The following is a 16,214-nucleotide window of genomic DNA, read 5'->3' as shown; positions in this document are numbered from 1 at the left end:
GACCGGCGCGCCCCACCGAATGCACCGATGAGGAAGTACATCGGGATGAGCATCGCCTCGAACAGGACGTAGAAGAAGAAGACGTCCAGCGAGCCGAAAACCCCGATCACCAAGGTCTCGGTGGCGAGCAGCAGCGAGAAGAACAGCTTTGGCCCGTGGCCGCGTTCGACGACGTCGCCGTCGTCGAGCGGCAGCATGCCGCGCTCGGCGTCGTGCCAGGACGCGAGCACACAGATCGGCGACAGCGCCGTCGTCATCAGGATCAGCGCGAGCGCGATCCCGTCGACACCGACCGCGTAATGCGCCCCGAAGGCCTTGATCCAGCTGTAGTCCTGCGTGAACTGGAAGGCCGTGCCGTGGACCTTGTAGTCGACCGCCATGGCGATCGATGCGGCAAAGGTGATGATCGAGGCGGCGAGAGCGATCGCGCGGGCCTCGAGCTCACGCGCTTTCGGCAGCGCGAGGATGCCGATGACACCGACCAGCGGAATCGCGCCGACGACCGACACCCACGGGAAGCCGTGGTTGACCAGCGGAGTCATCGCGGCTTCACCCCACCCTCAGCAGGACGAGGCTCGCGCCGATGGCGAACGCTCCGATCAGCATCGACAGCGCGTAGGAGCGGACGAACCCGGTCTGGGTCCTCCGCAGCCGGGCGCTCGATCCGCCCACGATGGCTGCCAGGCCGTTGACCACCCCGTCGACCCCTCGGTTGTCGAAGTACACCAGCGCCCTGGTCAGGTAGGCACCCGGCCGCATGAGCAGGCCCTCGTTGATGGCGTCGCCGTACAGCGAGCGGCGCGCCGCCTTCGTGGCGACCGTCACCTTCGTCGGCGGCTCGGCCGGGACCGGCTTGCGCGCGACCAGCCACCAGGCGGCCGCGACGCCCCCGAGTACGACGGCGAGCGTGATGATGCTCAGCACCACCGGCGAGATCGTGTGCGCGCCTTCCTCGACGCTGCTGCCGACGCTCGGGGTCAGGAAGTGCTGCAGTGAGCCGCCGAGGACGAGCAGGAAACCCACGACGAGCGAACCCGCGGCGAGGATCCCCATCGGGACGAGCATGATCTTCGGGGACTCGTGAGGATGGACGTCTCGCGGCCAGCGCTTGTTGCCGAAGAACGTCATGGCCATCAGCCGCGTCATGTAGAACGCGGTCAGTCCCGCGCCCGCAATCGCGACGATGCCGAAGAAGTCGCCGGTGAAGCCGCCCTTGTCCAGGGCGGCTTCGATGATCTTGTCCTTCGAGAAGAACCCCGAGAACGGGATGATGCCGATGATCGCGAGGTAGCCGAACGCAAACGTCACGAAGGTCACCGGCATGACCTTGCGGAGCCCGCCGTACCGGCGCATGTTCACTTCGTCGTTGTTGCCGTGCATCACCGAGCCGGCGCCGAGGAACATGTTCGCCTTGAAGAAGCCGTGCGTCAGCAGGTGCATGATGCCGATGGCGTAGACACCGGGACCGAAGCCGACGGCGAGCATCATGTAGCCGATCTGGCTCATGGTGGAGGCGGCGAGGACCTTCTTGATGTCGTCGTAGGCGCAGCCGATGATCGCGCCCATCACCAGGGTCGTCCCGCCGACGATCTCGACGGCCAGGCGGGCGTGCGGTGCGACGTCGTAGATCGCGCCCGATCGAGCGACGAGGTAGACACCGGCGGTCACCATCGTCGCCGCGTGGATCAACGCCGACACCGGAGTCGGACCTTCCATAGCATCCAGGAGCCACGACTGCAGCGGAGCCTGCGCGCTCTTGCCGCAAGCGCCGAGCAGCAACATCAGGCCGATCGCGGTCAGCGTGCCGGAGTGCACGCCGGGTCCGCCGACCGCGTTGAACACCCCCGCGAACGAGAACGTCCCGAAGGTCGTGAACATCAGCATGATCGCGATCGACAGACCGACGTCGCCGACCCGGTTGACCAGGAACGCCTTCTTCGCCGCGACCGCTGCACTCGGCTTGTGTGACCAGAACCCGATCAACAGGTACGAAGCGAGGCCGACGCCCTCCCAGCCGACGTACATCAGCAGGTAGTTGTCGGCGAGAACGAGGATCAGCATCGCCGCGACGAACAGGTTGAGCTCGCCGAAGAACCGTCGCCGGTCGGGGTCGTGCTCCATGTAGCCGATCGAGTAGATGTGGATCAGCGACCCGACGCCGGTGATCAGCAGCACGAACACGATCGACAACGGATCGAACAGGAAGTTCACGTCGGCGTGGAACCCCGCGACCGGGACCCAGGTCCACAGGTGCTGGTCGAGCTGACGGTTCTGGCCGCCGTCTCGGCCGAGGAGGGCGAAGAACTCGATCACCGCGATGACGAACGAGCCGATCGGCGCCGCCGTACCGAGCAGGTGGCCCCACGCGTTGGTTCGCTTGCCGCCCAGTAGCAGCACCGCGGAGCTCGCCGCCGGCAGCGCGACGAGCAGGAAGGTGAGGTCAAAGACGCCGGTGGCCTTGGCGTAGGACACCGCGTGCAGAGTGTTCGACATTGTCTCCCGGCCTCAGTACTTCAGCAGGTTCGCGTCGTCGACGGAGGCGGACCGCCGGGACCGGAAGATGGACATGATGATCGCCAGGCCGACCACGACCTCCGCAGCGGCGACCACCATCACGAAGAACGCGATGATCTGCCCGTCCAGGCTGCCGTTCATCCGCGCGAACGTCACGAGGGAGAGGTTGACCGCGTTGAGCATCAGCTCGACGCACATGAACACGACGATCGCGTTGCGGCGCACGAGTACGCCGACCGCCCCGATCGTGAACAGGATCGCGGACAGGTAGAGGTAGTCGGAGACGTGCACGCCTACGCCCCCAGTTCCGGGTCTTCGTGGCGAGGCTGCGCCGCCGACACCTGCAGATACTCGGGGACGCTCGACGACGCGATCGTCCCGTCCGGCAGCAGAGCCGGGGTGTCGATCGCGTCGTGGTCGGCGTAGATGCCCGGGCCCGGCAGCGGGGCGATCGCGGCGCCGCCGCGCGCCGCCCGCTGCTGCATCCGCTCCAGCTGGGAGAGCCGAGGCGTCGTGGCCTCGCGGTGCGCGAGCACCATGGCACCGAGGCCCGCCGTGATGAGCAGGGCGCTCGTTGCCTCGAAAGCGAACACGTACCGGCTGAACAGCAGCTGCGCGATGGCCGTGACGTTGCCCTTGCCGGCTTCGGCGGCGACCACGCCCTTCGGGTGGAAGGTGCCGACCGCACCGTCGATCGCGGCGAGCAGCAGGATCGCGAAGGCGAGTCCGATGGCTCCGGCGGCGAGCCGTTGCCCGCGCAACGTCTCGAGCAGCGAGTCGGTGGAGTCGACCCCGATGAGCATGAGGACGAACAAGAACAGCATGAGGACTGCGCCGGTGTAGACCACGACCTGTACGACGGCGAGGAACGGGGCGTTCTCCGCCGTGTAGAAGGCGGCGAGGGACAGCATCACGACGGCGAGCATCATCGCGGCGTGCACCGCGCTTCGCGCCAGCACCAGGCCGATCGCCGCAGCGGTCGCGATGGGCGCGAGGATCCAGAACAGCCACGCCTCGTGCAGCGTCGCAGGTGCGCCGCTCGTGGCAGCACTCACCAGCATCGAGCTCACTGGTCGTGCTCCTTCGTGGCAGCCGGCTCCGCCGCGCGAACGTAGTAGGCCTTCTCGTCCTCGCCCAGCCGCATCGGGTGCGGCGGCGCCTCCATGCCCGGCAGCAACGGGGTGAGCAGCTGGTCCTTGGTGAAGATCAGGTCCTGACGGCTGTCGTCGGCGAGCTCGTACTCGTTGCTCATCGTCAGGGCGCGCGTCGGGCACGCCTCGATGCACAGCCCGCAGAAGATGCACCGCAGGTAGTTGATCTGGTAGACCGCGCCGTAACGCTCACCGGGAGAGAACCGCGCCTGTTCGGTGTTGTCCGCACCCTCGACGTAGATCGCGTCCGCCGGGCAGGCCCACGCACACAGCTCGCAGCCGACGCACTTCTCCAGTCCGTCCGCGTGCCGGTTGAGCACGTGCCGGCCGTGGTAGCGCGGCGCGGTCGGCCGCTTGTCCTCCGGGTACTGCTCGGTGACGGTCTTCTTGAACATCGTCGAAAGCGTCACGCCGAAGCCCGCGACCGGAGCGACCGCATCCTTCAACGGGTTCGACCGCGGCTTCGACTCGCTACGGGGCTCGATCTCCTCAGACATCGAGCACCTCCTTCGACTCGACGGCGGCGGAGCCCCGGGGCACGGTGCCCGTGAGGACAGGGATGGGATAGCTGTCGCGCTGACTGAGCTCGGCCGACTCGCGGTTCGCGGCCTCTTCCTTCGCCATGCGGTTCAGCCTGGCTTCGGTGATGAACGACCACGCCAGCACGATCACGGCGATCGGGATGCCGACGTACATCAGCGTGGTGAGCCGGCTCTTGCCCTCGTTGGTCAGCTCGCGGAACGCCGCGACGACCATGATCCACACGAGGCTGAACGGAATCAGCACCTTCCAGCCCAGCCGCATGAACTGGTCGTAGCGAAGCCGCGGCAACGTCCCGCGCAGCCAGATGAACCCAAACAGCAGCAGCGAGAGCTTGCCCAGGAACCACAGCACCGGCCACCAGCCGTGGTTGAGCTGGTCGTGGCCGACGAGCGAGAGCGGCCACGGCGCCCGCCAACCGCCGAGGAACAACGTCGTCGCGATCGCGCAGACCGTCGTGACGTTGATGTACTCAGCCAGGAAGAACATCGCGAACTTCAGCGACGAGTACTCGGTGTGGAAGCCGGCGACCAGCTCGCTTTCGGCCTCCGGCAGGTCGAACGGCGCGCGGTTGGTCTCGCCGACCATCGACACCATGTACATCAGGAACGACGGGATCAGCGGCAGCGCGTACCACAGCTTGTGTTGCGAGGCCACGATGTCAGACGTCGACAGCGAGCCGGAATAGAGGAACACGGCCGCGAGCGACAGGCCCATCGCGACCTCGTAGGAGATCACCTGCGCCGCCGAGCGCAGCGCACCGAGCAGCGGGTACGGCGACTGGCTCGACCAGCCGGCCAGCACGATGCCGTAGACGCCGATCGATGCCATCGCGAGGTAGAACAGCACCGCGACCGGCAGGTCCGTGATCTGCAGCGGAGTGTGGTGCCCGAAGATCGAGACCTCAGGTCCGACCGGGATGACCGCGAAGGACAGGAACGCCGGGACGCTGGCGATGATCGGCGCCAGGATGTAGAGCGGCTTGTCGACGATTGCCGGGATCAGGTCTTCCTTCAGCGCGAGCTTGATGCCGTCGGCCAGACCCTGAATCATCCCGAATGGACCCACCCGGTTCGGACCCGGTCGGGCCTGCATGCGCCCGATGATGCGGCGCTCGCCCCAGATCATCAGCAGCGTCGTCACGACGAGGAACCCGAAGACCACGATGCACTTGAGCAGCGTCAGCCACCACGGGTCGTTGCCGAACGCGCCGAGCTGGCTCGCGGCCTCTGCCGGCCGGGCGATGTCGAACGTCTTCATGAGCCTGCCGCCTTCACGCCGACGACCGCACCGGACACCGCACCGAGGGCGGCGTGCACATGTGATCCGGCGGAGTACGTCGGCAACCAGACCACGTCGTCGACCATCTCAGTGATGGCAACCGGCAGCGTGATCGACCCGCGGTCAGTGCTGACCGTGACCTGACCGCCGTTGGCGACGCCGGCGGCGCTGGCGGTCGACGCGGACAGCCGGGCGACCGCGGGACGGCGGGTCCCGGCCAGCGTCGCGACGCCGTCCTGGAGCCGGCCGTCGTCGAGCAGCTGGTGCCAGGTAGCGAGCACCGCGCGTCCGGGGCTGCCGGCCGACGCGGCGGCTGCCGCCGCGGTCGGCGCGGGGGGCCGCTCGCCGGTCCAGGTGCCGAGCGCCGCGATCTCGGCCTGCACCGTCGCGGCGTCGGGCGTGCCGAGGTCGACGCCCATCGCGGCGGCAAGCCGGTGCAGCACCCGCAGGTCGGGAAGGGCGTCGGTCGCCTCCAGCGTCGCGTCGAACGGCCGCATCCGGCCTTCCCAGTCGAGGAACAGACCTGGCTTCTCGACGACCGGCGAGACCGGGAACACCACGTCGGCTCGATCGGTCACGGCCGACTCGCGCACCTCGAGGCTGACCACGAACGGCGCGTTCTCGATCGCCTGCAACGCAGCGCTCGGATCGGGCAGGTCGTCCGGATCGACGCCGGCGACCACCAGTGCCAGAGCACCCGCGGAGGCGGCAGCGACGATCGTGTCGGCGTCGCGGCCCGGGCCCATCGGTACGCCGACACCCCAGGCGGCGGAGACCTGCTCACGCGCCGTGGTGTCACTCAGCGGACGGCCGAACGGCAGCAGGTTCGGCAAGCAGCCGGCCTCGACCGCGCCACGGTCGCCGGCCCGGCGCGGCACCCAGGCGAGCTTCGCTCCGGTGCGGTCAGCGAGCGCAGCCGCGGCGCTCAAGGCGCCGGCGCTCGTCGCGAGCCGCTCGCCGACCAGGATCACCGACCCCGGTTTGCCGAGAGCCTCCGCGACGTCGGCGCCGAGCCCACCGAGCGCGCCCGCCTCGGCACCGGGCGCCGTCGGCACGAGCGTGCCGGCGAGCTTGCGAAGCGCGGGGGTGGTGAACGGCGCGCACTCGAACACCTGAAGACCGCGCTTGTTGGCGGCCTTGCGCAGCCGCAGGAACACGATCGGCGACTCTTCTTCGACCTCGAGGCCGGCGATCAGCACCGCGGGAGCCGACTCGAGGTCGGCGTACGTCGTCTCCAGGTAGCGGCCGGCGACACGCGCGGCCAGGAAGTCGGCCTCCTCCGCAGAGTGCGGCCGGGCACGGAAGTCGATGTCGTTGGAGCCGAGGACGGTACGCGCGAACTTCGAGTAGGCGTAGGAGTCTTCGACGGTGAGCCGGCCACCGGTCAGCACGCCGATCTTGCCGCGGTGTGCCGCAAGACCTTCGGCGGCCCGGGCGAGCGCCTCGGTCCACGACGCCTCGACCAGGTAGCCGTCAGCGTCACGCACCAGCGGGGTGGTGAGGCGGTCCTTCGCCGAGGCGTAGGCGAACGCCCAGCGACCCTTGTCGCAGTTCCACTCCTCGTTGACGTCGGCGTCTGCACCGGCGAGACGGCGCAGCACCTTGCCGCGCCGGTGGTCGGTGCGCTGCTGGCACCCGGACGCGCAGTGCTCGCAGACCGTCGCGGTCGAGACCAGGTCGAACGGCCGTGCCCGGAACCGGTACTGCGCGCCGGTCAGCGCGCCGACCGGGCAGATCTGCACGGTGTTGCCGGAGAAGTACGACGCGAACGGCTCGTCTTCGTAGATCGCGACCTGCTCCAGCGCGCCGCGCTCGAACAGCTCGATGAACGGGTCGCCCGCGACCTGCTGGGAGAAGCGGGTGCAGCGCGCACACAGCACGCAGCGCTCACGGTCGAGCAGCACCTGCGAGGAGATCGGGATCGGCTTCTCGTAGGTCCGCTTCTCGTCCTTGAATCGGCTCTCGCCGGCGCCGTTGGACAGTGCCTGGTTCTGAAGCGGGCACTCGCCGCCCTTGTCGCAGACCGGGCAGTCCAACGGATGGTTGAGCAACAGGAACTCGAGGTTGCCGCGCTGCGCCTTCTCCGCGACGGTCGAGGACAGCTGGGTCTTGATGACCATCCCGTCACGCACCGGAACCGTGCAGGACGCGACGGGCTTGCGCTCGCCCTCGACCTCGACGATGCACTGTCGGCAGGCGCCGACCGGGTCCAGCAACGGGTGGTCGCAGAACCGCGGCACCTGGATGCCGACCATCTCGGCGGCGCGGATGATCAGCGTGCCCTTCGGGACCGCAACCTCGACACCGTCGATCGTGACGGCGACGGTCTCGACCACGGTGGCCTCGTCGGTGGTGCTCATCGGGCGGCCGCCGACGCGAACAGGGTGGCGGCGGTCGGGTCGAACGGACAGCCACCGTTCTCCCAGTGCGCGACGTACTCGTCACGGAAGTACTTCACCGACGACACGATCGGGCTCACCGCGCCGTCGCCGAGCGCACAGAACGAGCGGCCGAAGATGTTGTCGCAGGCGTCGAGCAACGTGTCGATGTCGCTGGCGTCGGCGTTGCCGGCCTCGAGCCGCTCGAGGATCTGCACCATCCAGTAGGTCCCCTCGCGACAAGGCGTGCACTTGCCGCACGACTCGTGGGCGTAGAACTCGGTCCACCGCAGCACGGCGCGTACGACGCAGGTCGTGTCGTCGAAGATCTGCAACGCCTTCGTGCCGAGCATCGACCCGGCCTCTGTCATCCCCTCGTAGTCCAGCGGCGAGTCGAGATGCTCCTGCGTCAGCAGCGGAGTCGATGAGCCGCCCGGCGTCCAGAACTTCAGCTCGTGACCCTCACGCACGCCACCGGCCAGGTCGAGCAGCTCACGCAGCGTCACGCCGAGCGGCGCCTCGTACTGACCGGGCTTGGTGACGTGCCCCGACAGCGAGTAGAGGGTGAAGCCCGGCGACTTCTCCGAGCCGAAGCTTCTGAACCATTCGACGCCGCGCTCGATGATCGGCGGCACGCTCGAGATCGACTCGACGTTGTTGATGACCGTCGGGCACGCGTACAGGCCTTCGACGGCGGGGAACGGCGGGCGCAGCCGCGGCTGGCCGCGGTAGCCCTCCAGCGAGTCGAGCAGGGCGGTCTCCTCGCCGCAGATGTAGGCCCCGGCGCCGGCGTGCACGACGACGTCGAGGTCGAATCCGCTGTCGAAGATGTTGTCGCCGATCAGGCCGGCGGCCTTGGCCTCGGCGACCGCGGCCTGCAACCGGCGTACGACGTGCAGGACCTCGCCCCGCACGTAGATGAACGCCTTGTTCGCACGGATCGCGAAGCACGTGATGATCACGCCTTCGACGAGCACGTGCGGGTTGGCGAGCATCAGCGGGATGTCCTTGCAGGTGCCCGGCTCGGACTCGTCGGCGTTGACGACGAGATAGTGCGGCTTGCCGTCGCCCTGCGGGATGAAGCTCCACTTGTTGCCGGTCGGGAACCCCGCTCCGCCACGCCCGCGCAGCCCGGACTCCTTGACGAGGTTGATGACCGCGTCGGGCTCCATCGCCAGGGCCTTGCGTGCCGCCTTGTAGTCGCCGCCGTAGCCGGCGAGCGTCCAGGGCTTGTCCTTGTCCCAGTTGTCCGAGAGGACGGGAGTCAGCTTCATCAGGCTGTCTCTCCCTTTTCCCGTGCGAGCTCGAGACCGACCAACGTCGCGGGACCGGCAGCGACGCCCTCGTCGGCACGGCCGTCGTTGAAGCCGGCGAGCACCTTCTCGGCTTCTTTCCAGGTCACGACCTGGGAGGCGCCGCGGGTCGGAGCGACGGGCTTGCCGGCGCGAAGGTCGTCGACGATCTGGCGAGCCGACTCGGGAGTCTGGTTGTCGAAGAACTCCCAGTTCACCATCATCACGGGCGCGAAGTCGCAGGCCGCGTTGCACTCGATGTGCTCGAGGGACACCTTGCCGTCTTCGGTCACGCCGTTCTGCGCGGTGATGCCGGTGTGCTCCTTGAGCGCCGAGTAAATGGCGTCGCCTCCCATCACCGCGCACAGCGTGTTGGTGCAGACGCCGACGTGGTAGTCGCCGACCGGCTTGCGCTTGTACATCGTGTAGAACGTCGCCACCGCGCCGACCTCAGCCTTGGTCAGGTTGAGCAGCTCGGCGCACAGCCCGATGCCCTCGGGAGTGACGTAACCCTCGTCGCTCTGTACGAGGTGCAGCAGCGGCAGCAGCGCCGAGCGCGGCTTGGGGTAGCGCGCGATCAGCTCACGCGCCAGCTCGCGCGTCTCGTCCGACAAGGCCACTATCTGTCCACTCCACCCATGACGGGGTCGATGCTTGCGACCGCCGCGACGACGTCGGAGATCATGCCGCCCTCGGACACCGCCGGCACCGCTTGCAGGTTGACGAAGCTTGGGTCGCGCAGGTGCACGCGGAACGGCCGCGTTCCGCCGTCGGAGACCACGTGCGCGCCGAGCTCGCCGCGCGGTGACTCGATCGGCACGTACGCCTGCCCGGCTGGCACCCGGAAGCCTTCGGTGACCAGCTTGAAGTGATGGATGAGCGCTTCCATCGACGTACCCATGATGTTGCGGATGTGGTCGAGGGAGTTGCCCAGCCCGTCGGAGCCGAGCGCAAGCTGTGCCGGCCACGCGATCTTCTTGTCCTCGACCATCGTCGGGCCCGGGCGCAGCCGGTCCAGCGCCTGCTCGATGATCTTGAGCGACTCTCGCATCTCGTTGATCCGCACCAGGTAGCGCGCGTAGCAGTCGCCCGCGGACTCCGTGACGACGTTGAAGTCGTAGGTCTCGTAGTCGAGGTAGGGCATCTCCTTGCGGAGGTCCCAGGCCAGGCCGGACGCTCGCAGCAGCGGCCCGGTCACCCCGAGCTGCATGCACGAGGAGGTGTCGAGGTAGCCCACGCCGGACAGCCGCGCCAGCCAGATCGGGTTCGCCGAGAGCAGGTCTTCGTACTCGTCGATGCGCCGGTACATGTCGGGGATGAACTCGCGGATCGCGTCGACCGCGCCCGCCGGCAGGTCTTGGGCGACCCCGCCCGGGCGCACGTAGGCGTGGTTCATCCGCAGCCCGGTGATCATCTCCAGGATCTGCAGGATCTTCTCCCGCTCCCGGAACCCGAGCAGCATCATCGTGATCGCGCCGATCTCCATGCCGCCGGTCGCGAGCCAGACCAGGTGAGAGGAGATCCGCTGCAGCTCGAGGACGAGGACGCGCAGGACCTTGACCCGCTCCGGGATCTGGTCCTCGATGTCGAGCAGCCGCTCGACACCCAGGCAGTACGTCGTCTCGTTGAACAGCGGCGAGAGGTAGTCGCATCGCGTGATGAAGGTGACCGCCTGGGTCCAGTTGCGGTACTCCATGTTCTTCTCGATGCCGGTGTGCAGGTAGCCGATGACCGGGCGGATCTGCGCCACCGTCTCGCCCTCGAGCTCGAGCACCAGGCGCAGGACGCCGTGGGTCGACGGGTGCTGGGGCCCCATGTTGACGACGATGCGCTCGCTCACGTCCGGGTCGATCGCGTCGACGATCTCGTCCCAGTCGCCGCCGCCGACGGTGAAGACGCGGCCCTCCGCTTCCGGCGAGTTGCCGCCGTACGGGTCGCTCGACTCGTACGTGCTGGTGTAGGTCTCGGACTCGGTAGTCATTACGCGTAGAACCTCCTCTCGTCCGGAGGTGGCACCGTCGCGCCCTTGTACTCGACCGGTACGCCGCCGAGCGGATAGTCCTTGCGCTGAGGGTGACCCGGCCAGTCGTCGGGCATCTCGATCCGGGTCAACGCCGGGTGGCCGTCGAAGACGATCCCGAAGAAGTCCCAGGTCTCACGCTCGTGCCAGTTCGCCGTGGGATAGACGCTCGTAACGCTCGGGATGTGCGGATCCTCGGCGGTGACCGAGACCTCGAGCCGCAGCCGCCGCCGGAAGGTCATCGACAACAGGTGATAGACCGCGTGCAGACGTCGACCGGTCGGATCGTCGAGGTAGTCGACCCCCGACACGCCCGCGCACATCTCGAAGCGCAGTGCCGGATCGTCGCGCAGGACCTTACACACCTCGGCGATCGCCTCGCGCTTGACGTGCAGCGTCAGCTCCCCGCGGTGCACCACCACGCGCTCGATGACCCCGTCGAAGTCGGGATACGCCGCCTGAAGAGCGTCGGTCGCTTCGTCGAACCACCCGCCGTACGGCTTCGAGCTCGACAGCAGCTGCGGCGCGCGGACGGCCAGCCCGCCGAAGCCCGAGGTGTCGCCCGAGCCGGTCGCGCCGAAGATGTCGCGGCGGTTGTCCCGTTCGCTCATCGGATCTCACCGGGCCGGGTCATCGTGACTGTCCAGGCAACGGGGCGGCGTTGGCGTACGGCGCGATCTCGACGTCGACCGGAAGACCCTTCGACGCGCGGGTGTCGCGCTCGATCGGCTTCTCGTACGGCGAGTCGTCGATCCGGGTCGGCTCGAGCTTGCCGGTGATCGGCCCGGTGCGGATCTTGTCGTGCAGCTTGAGGATGGCGTCGAGCAGCATCTCCGGCCGCGGCGGACATCCGGGCAGGTACATGTCGACCGGCACGACGTGGTCGACTCCCTGGACGATCGCGTAGTTGTTGAACATGCCGCCGCTGCTCGCGCAGACACCCATCGCGAGGACCCACTTGGGCTCGGACATCTGGTCGTAGATCTGGCGGAGGACCGGCGCCATCTTCTGCGAGACCCGGCCCGCGACGATCATCAGGTCGGCCTGCCGGGGAGAGGCAGAGAAGCGCTCCATCCCGAAGCGGGCGATGTCGAAACGAGGGCCGCCAACCGCCATCATCTCGATCGCGCAGCAGGCCAGGCCGAACTGCGCGGGCCACACCGAGTTCTTGCGCGCGATGTTCAGGACCTTCGCGACGGTCGTCAGGATGATGCCGTCGGGGATCTTCTCCTCGATGCCCATGTCAGCCCCTGCCCGTCAGTCCCACTCGAGCCCGCCGCGACGCCATACGTAGGCGTAGACGACGAAGACCGCGACGATGAACAGGACCATCTCGATCAGGCCGAACATGCCGAGCGAGTTGAAGGCGACGGCCCACGGGTACAAGAAGATGATCTCGATGTCGAAGACGATGAACAGCATCGCCGTCAGGTAGTACTTCACCGGGAACCGGTGGCCCCGGAACGCCTGCGGGCTGGGCTCGATACCGCACTCGTAGGACTCCAGCTTGGCCTTGTTGAAGCGCTTCGGCCCGGCGAGCGACCCGGCGATGATGGAGAAGACGGCGAAGCCGGCGCCGATGATCGCCAGCACGAGGATCGGGATCATCGCTTCCCTTCTCTCTCTGCGGGGCGGGAGACGGCGACGAGTCTAGGTGTCACGATTTGCACCACCTCACGCGGCCGGTGCGATCCGCGCGAGGCCGTTGATGATGCGGTCCATGGCGTCGCCGCCGCGCGGCTCGGTGAGGTTCGCGAGCAGCTTCAGGCAGAACTTCATCAGGGTCGGATGCGGCAGACCGTGCCGGGTGCACAGCTTCATCACCGACGGATGGCCGATCGCGGTGACGAACCAGCGACCCAGGGTGTAGTAACCGCCGTAGGTCTCGTCGAGCACCTTCGGATAGTTGTGCAGCACCCGCTCGCGACGGGCCCGGTCCGGCTCGGCCAGCGCCTGCGCGACCACCTCGGCGGCGATCCGCGCCGACTCCATGGCGTAGGCGATGCCCTCGCCGTTCATCGGGTTGACCATGCCGCCCGCGTCGCCCACCAGCAGGGCGCCGTCGGCGTAGTGCGGCTTGCGGTTGAACCCCATCGGCAGGGCCGCGCCGCGGATCGGACCGGTCGCGTTGTCCGGGGTGAACCCCCACTCCTCGGGCAGCGCGGAGACCCACCGGTCGAGCAGGTGCCGATAGTCGGTCTGACCGAACGCGTCCGAGGTGTTGAGGATGCCCAGGCCCACGTTGGAAGTGCCGTCGCCCATCCCGAAGATCCAGCCGTAGCCCGGCAGCAGGCGGTCCTTGCCCGGCTCGCCGTCCCAGAGCTCCAGCCACGACTCCAGCCAGTCGTCGTTGCTGCGCGGGCTCTTGTAGTAGCGGCGGTAGGCGACCCCCATCGGCCGGTCTTCGCGCCGCTGCCGGTCGAGCGCGAGGGAGAACCGCGTGCTGTTGCCGTCGGCCACCAGGGTCACGGGCGCCCGGAAGGTCCGGCCGTCCTTGGTACGCACGCCCTCGACCCGGCCGGTGCGCTCGTCACGGACCGGTTCGGTGACGGTGGTCAGCTCGTGCAGCTGGGCACCCGCCTTCTGCGCGGTCCGGGCGAGGATGTCGTCGAAGTCGTGGCGCTGGCGGACCAGGCCGTGGCCCGGGTACGCCGCGAGATCGGGCCACGGGATCTCCAGGCGCATGCCGCCACCCATGATCCGAAGGCCCTTGTTGGCCAGCCAGCCGGCCTCGGCCGACGTGTCGATTCCCATCGCGGTGAGCTGTTTCACCGCCCGCGGGGTCAGCCCGTCGCCACAGACCTTCTCGCGCGGGACCTTCGCCTTCTCGCAGACCACGACCGACAGGCCCGCCTGTGCCAGCCAGTACGCCGCGGTCGATCCGCCGGGGCCGGCGCCGACGATGACGACGTCCGCGTCGTACTCAGGGAGCGTCACGCGCTGCTCTGCCTCTCGGAAGGGTGCTCGTGAAAGCGTTCACATGCACACTCGGACCGATCCTATCCAGGCGTCAGGGCGTCCGCTCCGCGCGGGTGCCCCCACCGGATCTGGTGGCCCGATGGAGGGCGACGGCGCCGAGCATCAGCTGCCGCCACCGGACCGTGCCCCAGCCGGCGGCCGCTATGCGGCCGGCGAGCTCGACCGGTCCGGTCCAGTCCTCGACGGACTCGGCGAGGTAGTCGTAGGCCTCCCGGTCGCTGGCGACGAGCCGGGCCAGGCGCGGCATGACCCGCCGCACGTAGAGCGAGTGGCCGGCCCGCAGGGCCCGGTGCCGCGGAGCGCTGGTCTCGAGGATCGCCAGCCGCCCGCCGGGCGCAGTCACCCGGGCGAGCTCGGCGAGCGCGGCGTCGACGTCAGCGAAGTTGCGCAGCCCGAACGACACGGTGACCGCATCGAAGGTGGCGTCCGCGAAGGGCAGCCGAAGCGCGTCGCCGGCCACGAACGGGACGGCCGGATGGCGGCGGCGCCCGACCCGGAGCATCCCTTCGGAGAAGTCACACGCGACGACCCGCGCACCGTTGGTCTGCAGGGCCGCGGAGCTCGCGCCGGTCCCGGCCGCGAGGTCCAGGACGGTGGCCCCGGGCCGCAGGTCCAGCGCGTCGGCGACGACCCGCCGCCAGCGGCGCTCCTGGCCCGCGGTCATCACCGCGTTCATGCGGTCGTAGTGGTCGGCGACCGCATCGAACATCCGAGCCACCTCGCGCGGCTGCCGGTCCAACTGGGCGCGCGGCATCAGGTGTCAGTGGGGTCGGGGCCATGCACGGAGTCGGCGTACTCATCCTCCGCAGCAGTGCGCTCTGCGGCCCTGGCGCGGCTCCGCTCGACGGTCCGCTCGATCGCCACGCCCATGTTGATCCGCTGGTTCTTCAGGGCGAACCAGCTGATCAGGCCGGAGGCGACGAACGCGACCGCGACCAGGACCAGCCCACGCAGTCCGGCGAAGTAGCCGATCACGCCGCAGGCGACCAGCAGGGCGAGCCGCAGCGCGTTGTAGACGAGGACCGCTTTGGCGCCGCTCGGTTCGGGTGCTCGGTCGGTCACGGGCCCGAGGGTACGCGTGGTGGCCGGCACGACTCGCCGGGGCTAGTCGATCAAGGTCCGCTGACAAGAACCGGCAGGAAATGGGACAATGGGCCGCATCTCGCCGCAATACCGACCGGGTTGGTTCACCCGACCGGGTTGCGGCCCGCGGAGGGGATCTGCAGTGGAAGCACGCGACCGCCTGTTGACGCCTGGAGAGGTCGCCAGCCTTTTCCGCGTCGACCCGAAAACCGTCACCCGCTGGGCGGCTGCCGGCAGGATCAACAGCATCCGTACGCCGGGCGGCCACCGCCGCTTCCGCGAGTCGGAGATCCGTGACCTGCTCCGCCAGGACGGCGCGCCAGCGAGCCCGACGCCCGCACCCCGCTCACCCGGCGACGAGCAGCCCGCACCGACTGCCTAGGACGCACCGCAGCGGTCCCGGAATCCGATCTAGGAGATCCCGGCGTAGGAGTGCAGTCCCGTGATCACGGTGTTGACCACGTAGTAGTCGACCATCAGGGCGGCGAACGCGATCAGGGACAACATCGCCGCACGCCGCCCACGCCATCCGGCGGTCGCCCGCGCATGCAGGTACGCCGCGTAGCCCAGCCAGGTGATGAACGACCAGGTCTCCTTGGGGTCCCAGCCCCAGTAGCGGCTCCACGCCTGCTCGGCCCAGATCGCACCGGCGATGATCGCGAAGGTCCACACCGGGAAGGCGAAGGTGATCACCCGGTAGGCCATGCGGTCGAGAGCGGCCGCGCTCGGCAGCACCCGCATCAGCCCGCCGCGCGCGGCGCCCATCTCCACCGCCGCCGCCGTACCCGGGCCGAGGCTGACCCGAGCCGGGTTCATCGGTGAGCGCAGCCGCGCCGCGAGCGCGACCCGCAGCGGGGGAAGCCCACGCTCGTAGCGCTCCTTGAGCAGGTACAGCATCGTGATCACGCCGGAGACGAGGAACGCACCCGTGGCGGTGATCGCGGCGACCACGTGGATCTTGATCCAGTAGGAGTTG

At 68.7% G+C, this 16,214-nt stretch carries 17 protein-coding genes and 1 pseudogene; 1 reads left to right on the top strand and 17 read right to left on the bottom strand.

Annotated elements, in window-relative coordinates; genetic code table 11:
* The 16 genes and pseudogenes from VG899_05715 to VG899_05640 form a co-directional block, all read right to left on the bottom strand.
* Positions 1–542 (bottom strand): NADH-quinone oxidoreductase subunit M (locus VG899_05715; protein ID HWA65849.1); only part of this gene is annotated, 542 nt, incomplete at its 3' end.
* A 7-nt stretch (positions 543–549) separates the two neighbouring features.
* Positions 550–2,472: an NADH-quinone oxidoreductase subunit L gene (nuoL, locus tag VG899_05710; protein HWA65848.1), complete on the bottom strand. Its 1,923-nt coding sequence runs from the start codon at positions 2,470–2,472 to the stop codon at positions 550–552.
* A 33-nt stretch (positions 2,473–2,505) separates the two neighbouring features.
* Positions 2,506–2,805 (bottom strand): NADH-quinone oxidoreductase subunit NuoK, encoded by a 300-nt coding sequence (gene nuoK / locus VG899_05705; protein ID HWA65847.1) that lies wholly within the window; start codon positions 2,803–2,805, stop codon positions 2,506–2,508.
* 2 nt (positions 2,806–2,807) lie between these two features.
* The gene (locus VG899_05700) at positions 2,808–3,575 is read right to left on the bottom strand and encodes an NADH-quinone oxidoreductase subunit J (GenBank protein HWA65846.1); all 768 of its coding nucleotides are present in this window, start codon (positions 3,573–3,575) and stop codon (positions 2,808–2,810) included.
* A gap of 5 nt (positions 3,576–3,580) precedes the next feature.
* Entirely contained in the window at positions 3,581–4,060 is a 480-nt protein-coding gene (gene nuoI, locus VG899_05695) for an NADH-quinone oxidoreductase subunit NuoI (GenBank protein HWA65845.1), read from the bottom strand.
* Positions 4,061–4,154: 94 nt separating this feature from the next.
* On the bottom strand, positions 4,155–5,465 hold the full coding sequence (gene nuoH / locus VG899_05690; protein HWA65844.1) for an NADH-quinone oxidoreductase subunit NuoH: 1,311 nt from the start codon (positions 5,463–5,465) through the stop codon (positions 4,155–4,157).
* Entirely contained in the window at positions 5,462–7,846 is a 2,385-nt protein-coding gene (locus tag VG899_05685; protein HWA65843.1) for an NADH-quinone oxidoreductase subunit G, read from the bottom strand. Before VG899_05685 ends, nuoH begins: the two co-directional genes overlap by 4 nt.
* On the bottom strand, positions 7,843–9,138 hold the full coding sequence (gene nuoF, locus VG899_05680) for an NADH-quinone oxidoreductase subunit NuoF (protein ID HWA65842.1): 1,296 nt from the start codon (positions 9,136–9,138) through the stop codon (positions 7,843–7,845). The genes VG899_05685 and nuoF overlap by 4 nt, the downstream gene beginning before the upstream one ends.
* Entirely contained in the window at positions 9,138–9,770 is a 633-nt protein-coding gene (gene nuoE, locus VG899_05675; GenBank protein HWA65841.1) for an NADH-quinone oxidoreductase subunit NuoE, read from the bottom strand. Before nuoE ends, nuoF begins: the two co-directional genes overlap by 1 nt.
* Before the next feature lie 5 nt (positions 9,771–9,775).
* On the bottom strand, positions 9,776–11,137 hold the full coding sequence (locus VG899_05670; GenBank protein HWA65840.1) for an NADH-quinone oxidoreductase subunit D: 1,362 nt from the start codon (positions 11,135–11,137) through the stop codon (positions 9,776–9,778).
* Complete coding sequence (locus VG899_05665; protein HWA65839.1) at positions 11,137–11,787, bottom strand: NADH-quinone oxidoreductase subunit C; 651 nt, start codon at positions 11,785–11,787, stop codon at positions 11,137–11,139. Before VG899_05665 ends, VG899_05670 begins: the two co-directional genes overlap by 1 nt.
* A gap of 178 nt (positions 11,788–11,965) precedes the next feature.
* Positions 11,966–12,418: pseudogene (locus tag VG899_05660) on the bottom strand (NADH-quinone oxidoreductase subunit B family protein).
* A 15-nt stretch (positions 12,419–12,433) separates the two neighbouring features.
* Positions 12,434–12,784 (bottom strand): NADH-quinone oxidoreductase subunit A, encoded by a 351-nt coding sequence (locus VG899_05655; GenBank protein HWA65838.1) that lies wholly within the window; start codon positions 12,782–12,784, stop codon positions 12,434–12,436.
* Between the two features lie 66 nt (positions 12,785–12,850).
* A complete protein-coding gene (locus VG899_05650) occupies positions 12,851–14,113 on the bottom strand; it encodes a geranylgeranyl reductase family protein (GenBank protein ID HWA65837.1) in 1,263 nt (420 codons plus the stop codon).
* Positions 14,114–14,186: 73 nt separating this feature from the next.
* On the bottom strand, positions 14,187–14,909 hold the full coding sequence (locus VG899_05645) for a class I SAM-dependent methyltransferase (protein HWA65836.1): 723 nt from the start codon (positions 14,907–14,909) through the stop codon (positions 14,187–14,189).
* Positions 14,909–15,217 carry a DUF4229 domain-containing protein gene (locus tag VG899_05640; GenBank protein ID HWA65835.1) on the bottom strand — a complete coding sequence of 103 codons (309 nt, stop codon included), beginning with the start codon at positions 15,215–15,217 and terminating at the stop codon, positions 14,909–14,911. The genes VG899_05645 and VG899_05640 overlap by 1 nt, the downstream gene beginning before the upstream one ends.
* A gap of 163 nt (positions 15,218–15,380) precedes the next feature.
* Here VG899_05640 and VG899_05635 point away from each other — a divergent pair, with 163 nt between their 5' ends.
* Entirely contained in the window at positions 15,381–15,620 is a 240-nt protein-coding gene (locus VG899_05635) for a BldC family transcriptional regulator (GenBank protein HWA65834.1), read from the top strand.
* 29 nt (positions 15,621–15,649) lie between these two features.
* On the opposite strand, the gene ccsB is transcribed toward VG899_05635, so the two are convergent.
* On the bottom strand, positions 15,650–16,214 hold a 565-nt coding region (gene ccsB, locus VG899_05630; protein HWA65833.1), incomplete at its 5' end, for a c-type cytochrome biogenesis protein CcsB.

The organism is Mycobacteriales bacterium (assembly GCA_035550055.1).
Lineage (GTDB): Bacteria > Actinomycetota > Actinomycetes > JAFAQI01 > JAFAQI01 > DASZTV01.
The sequence above is the reverse complement of the archived record's forward strand: the minus strand, read 5'-3'. Positions and strand labels throughout refer to the sequence as shown.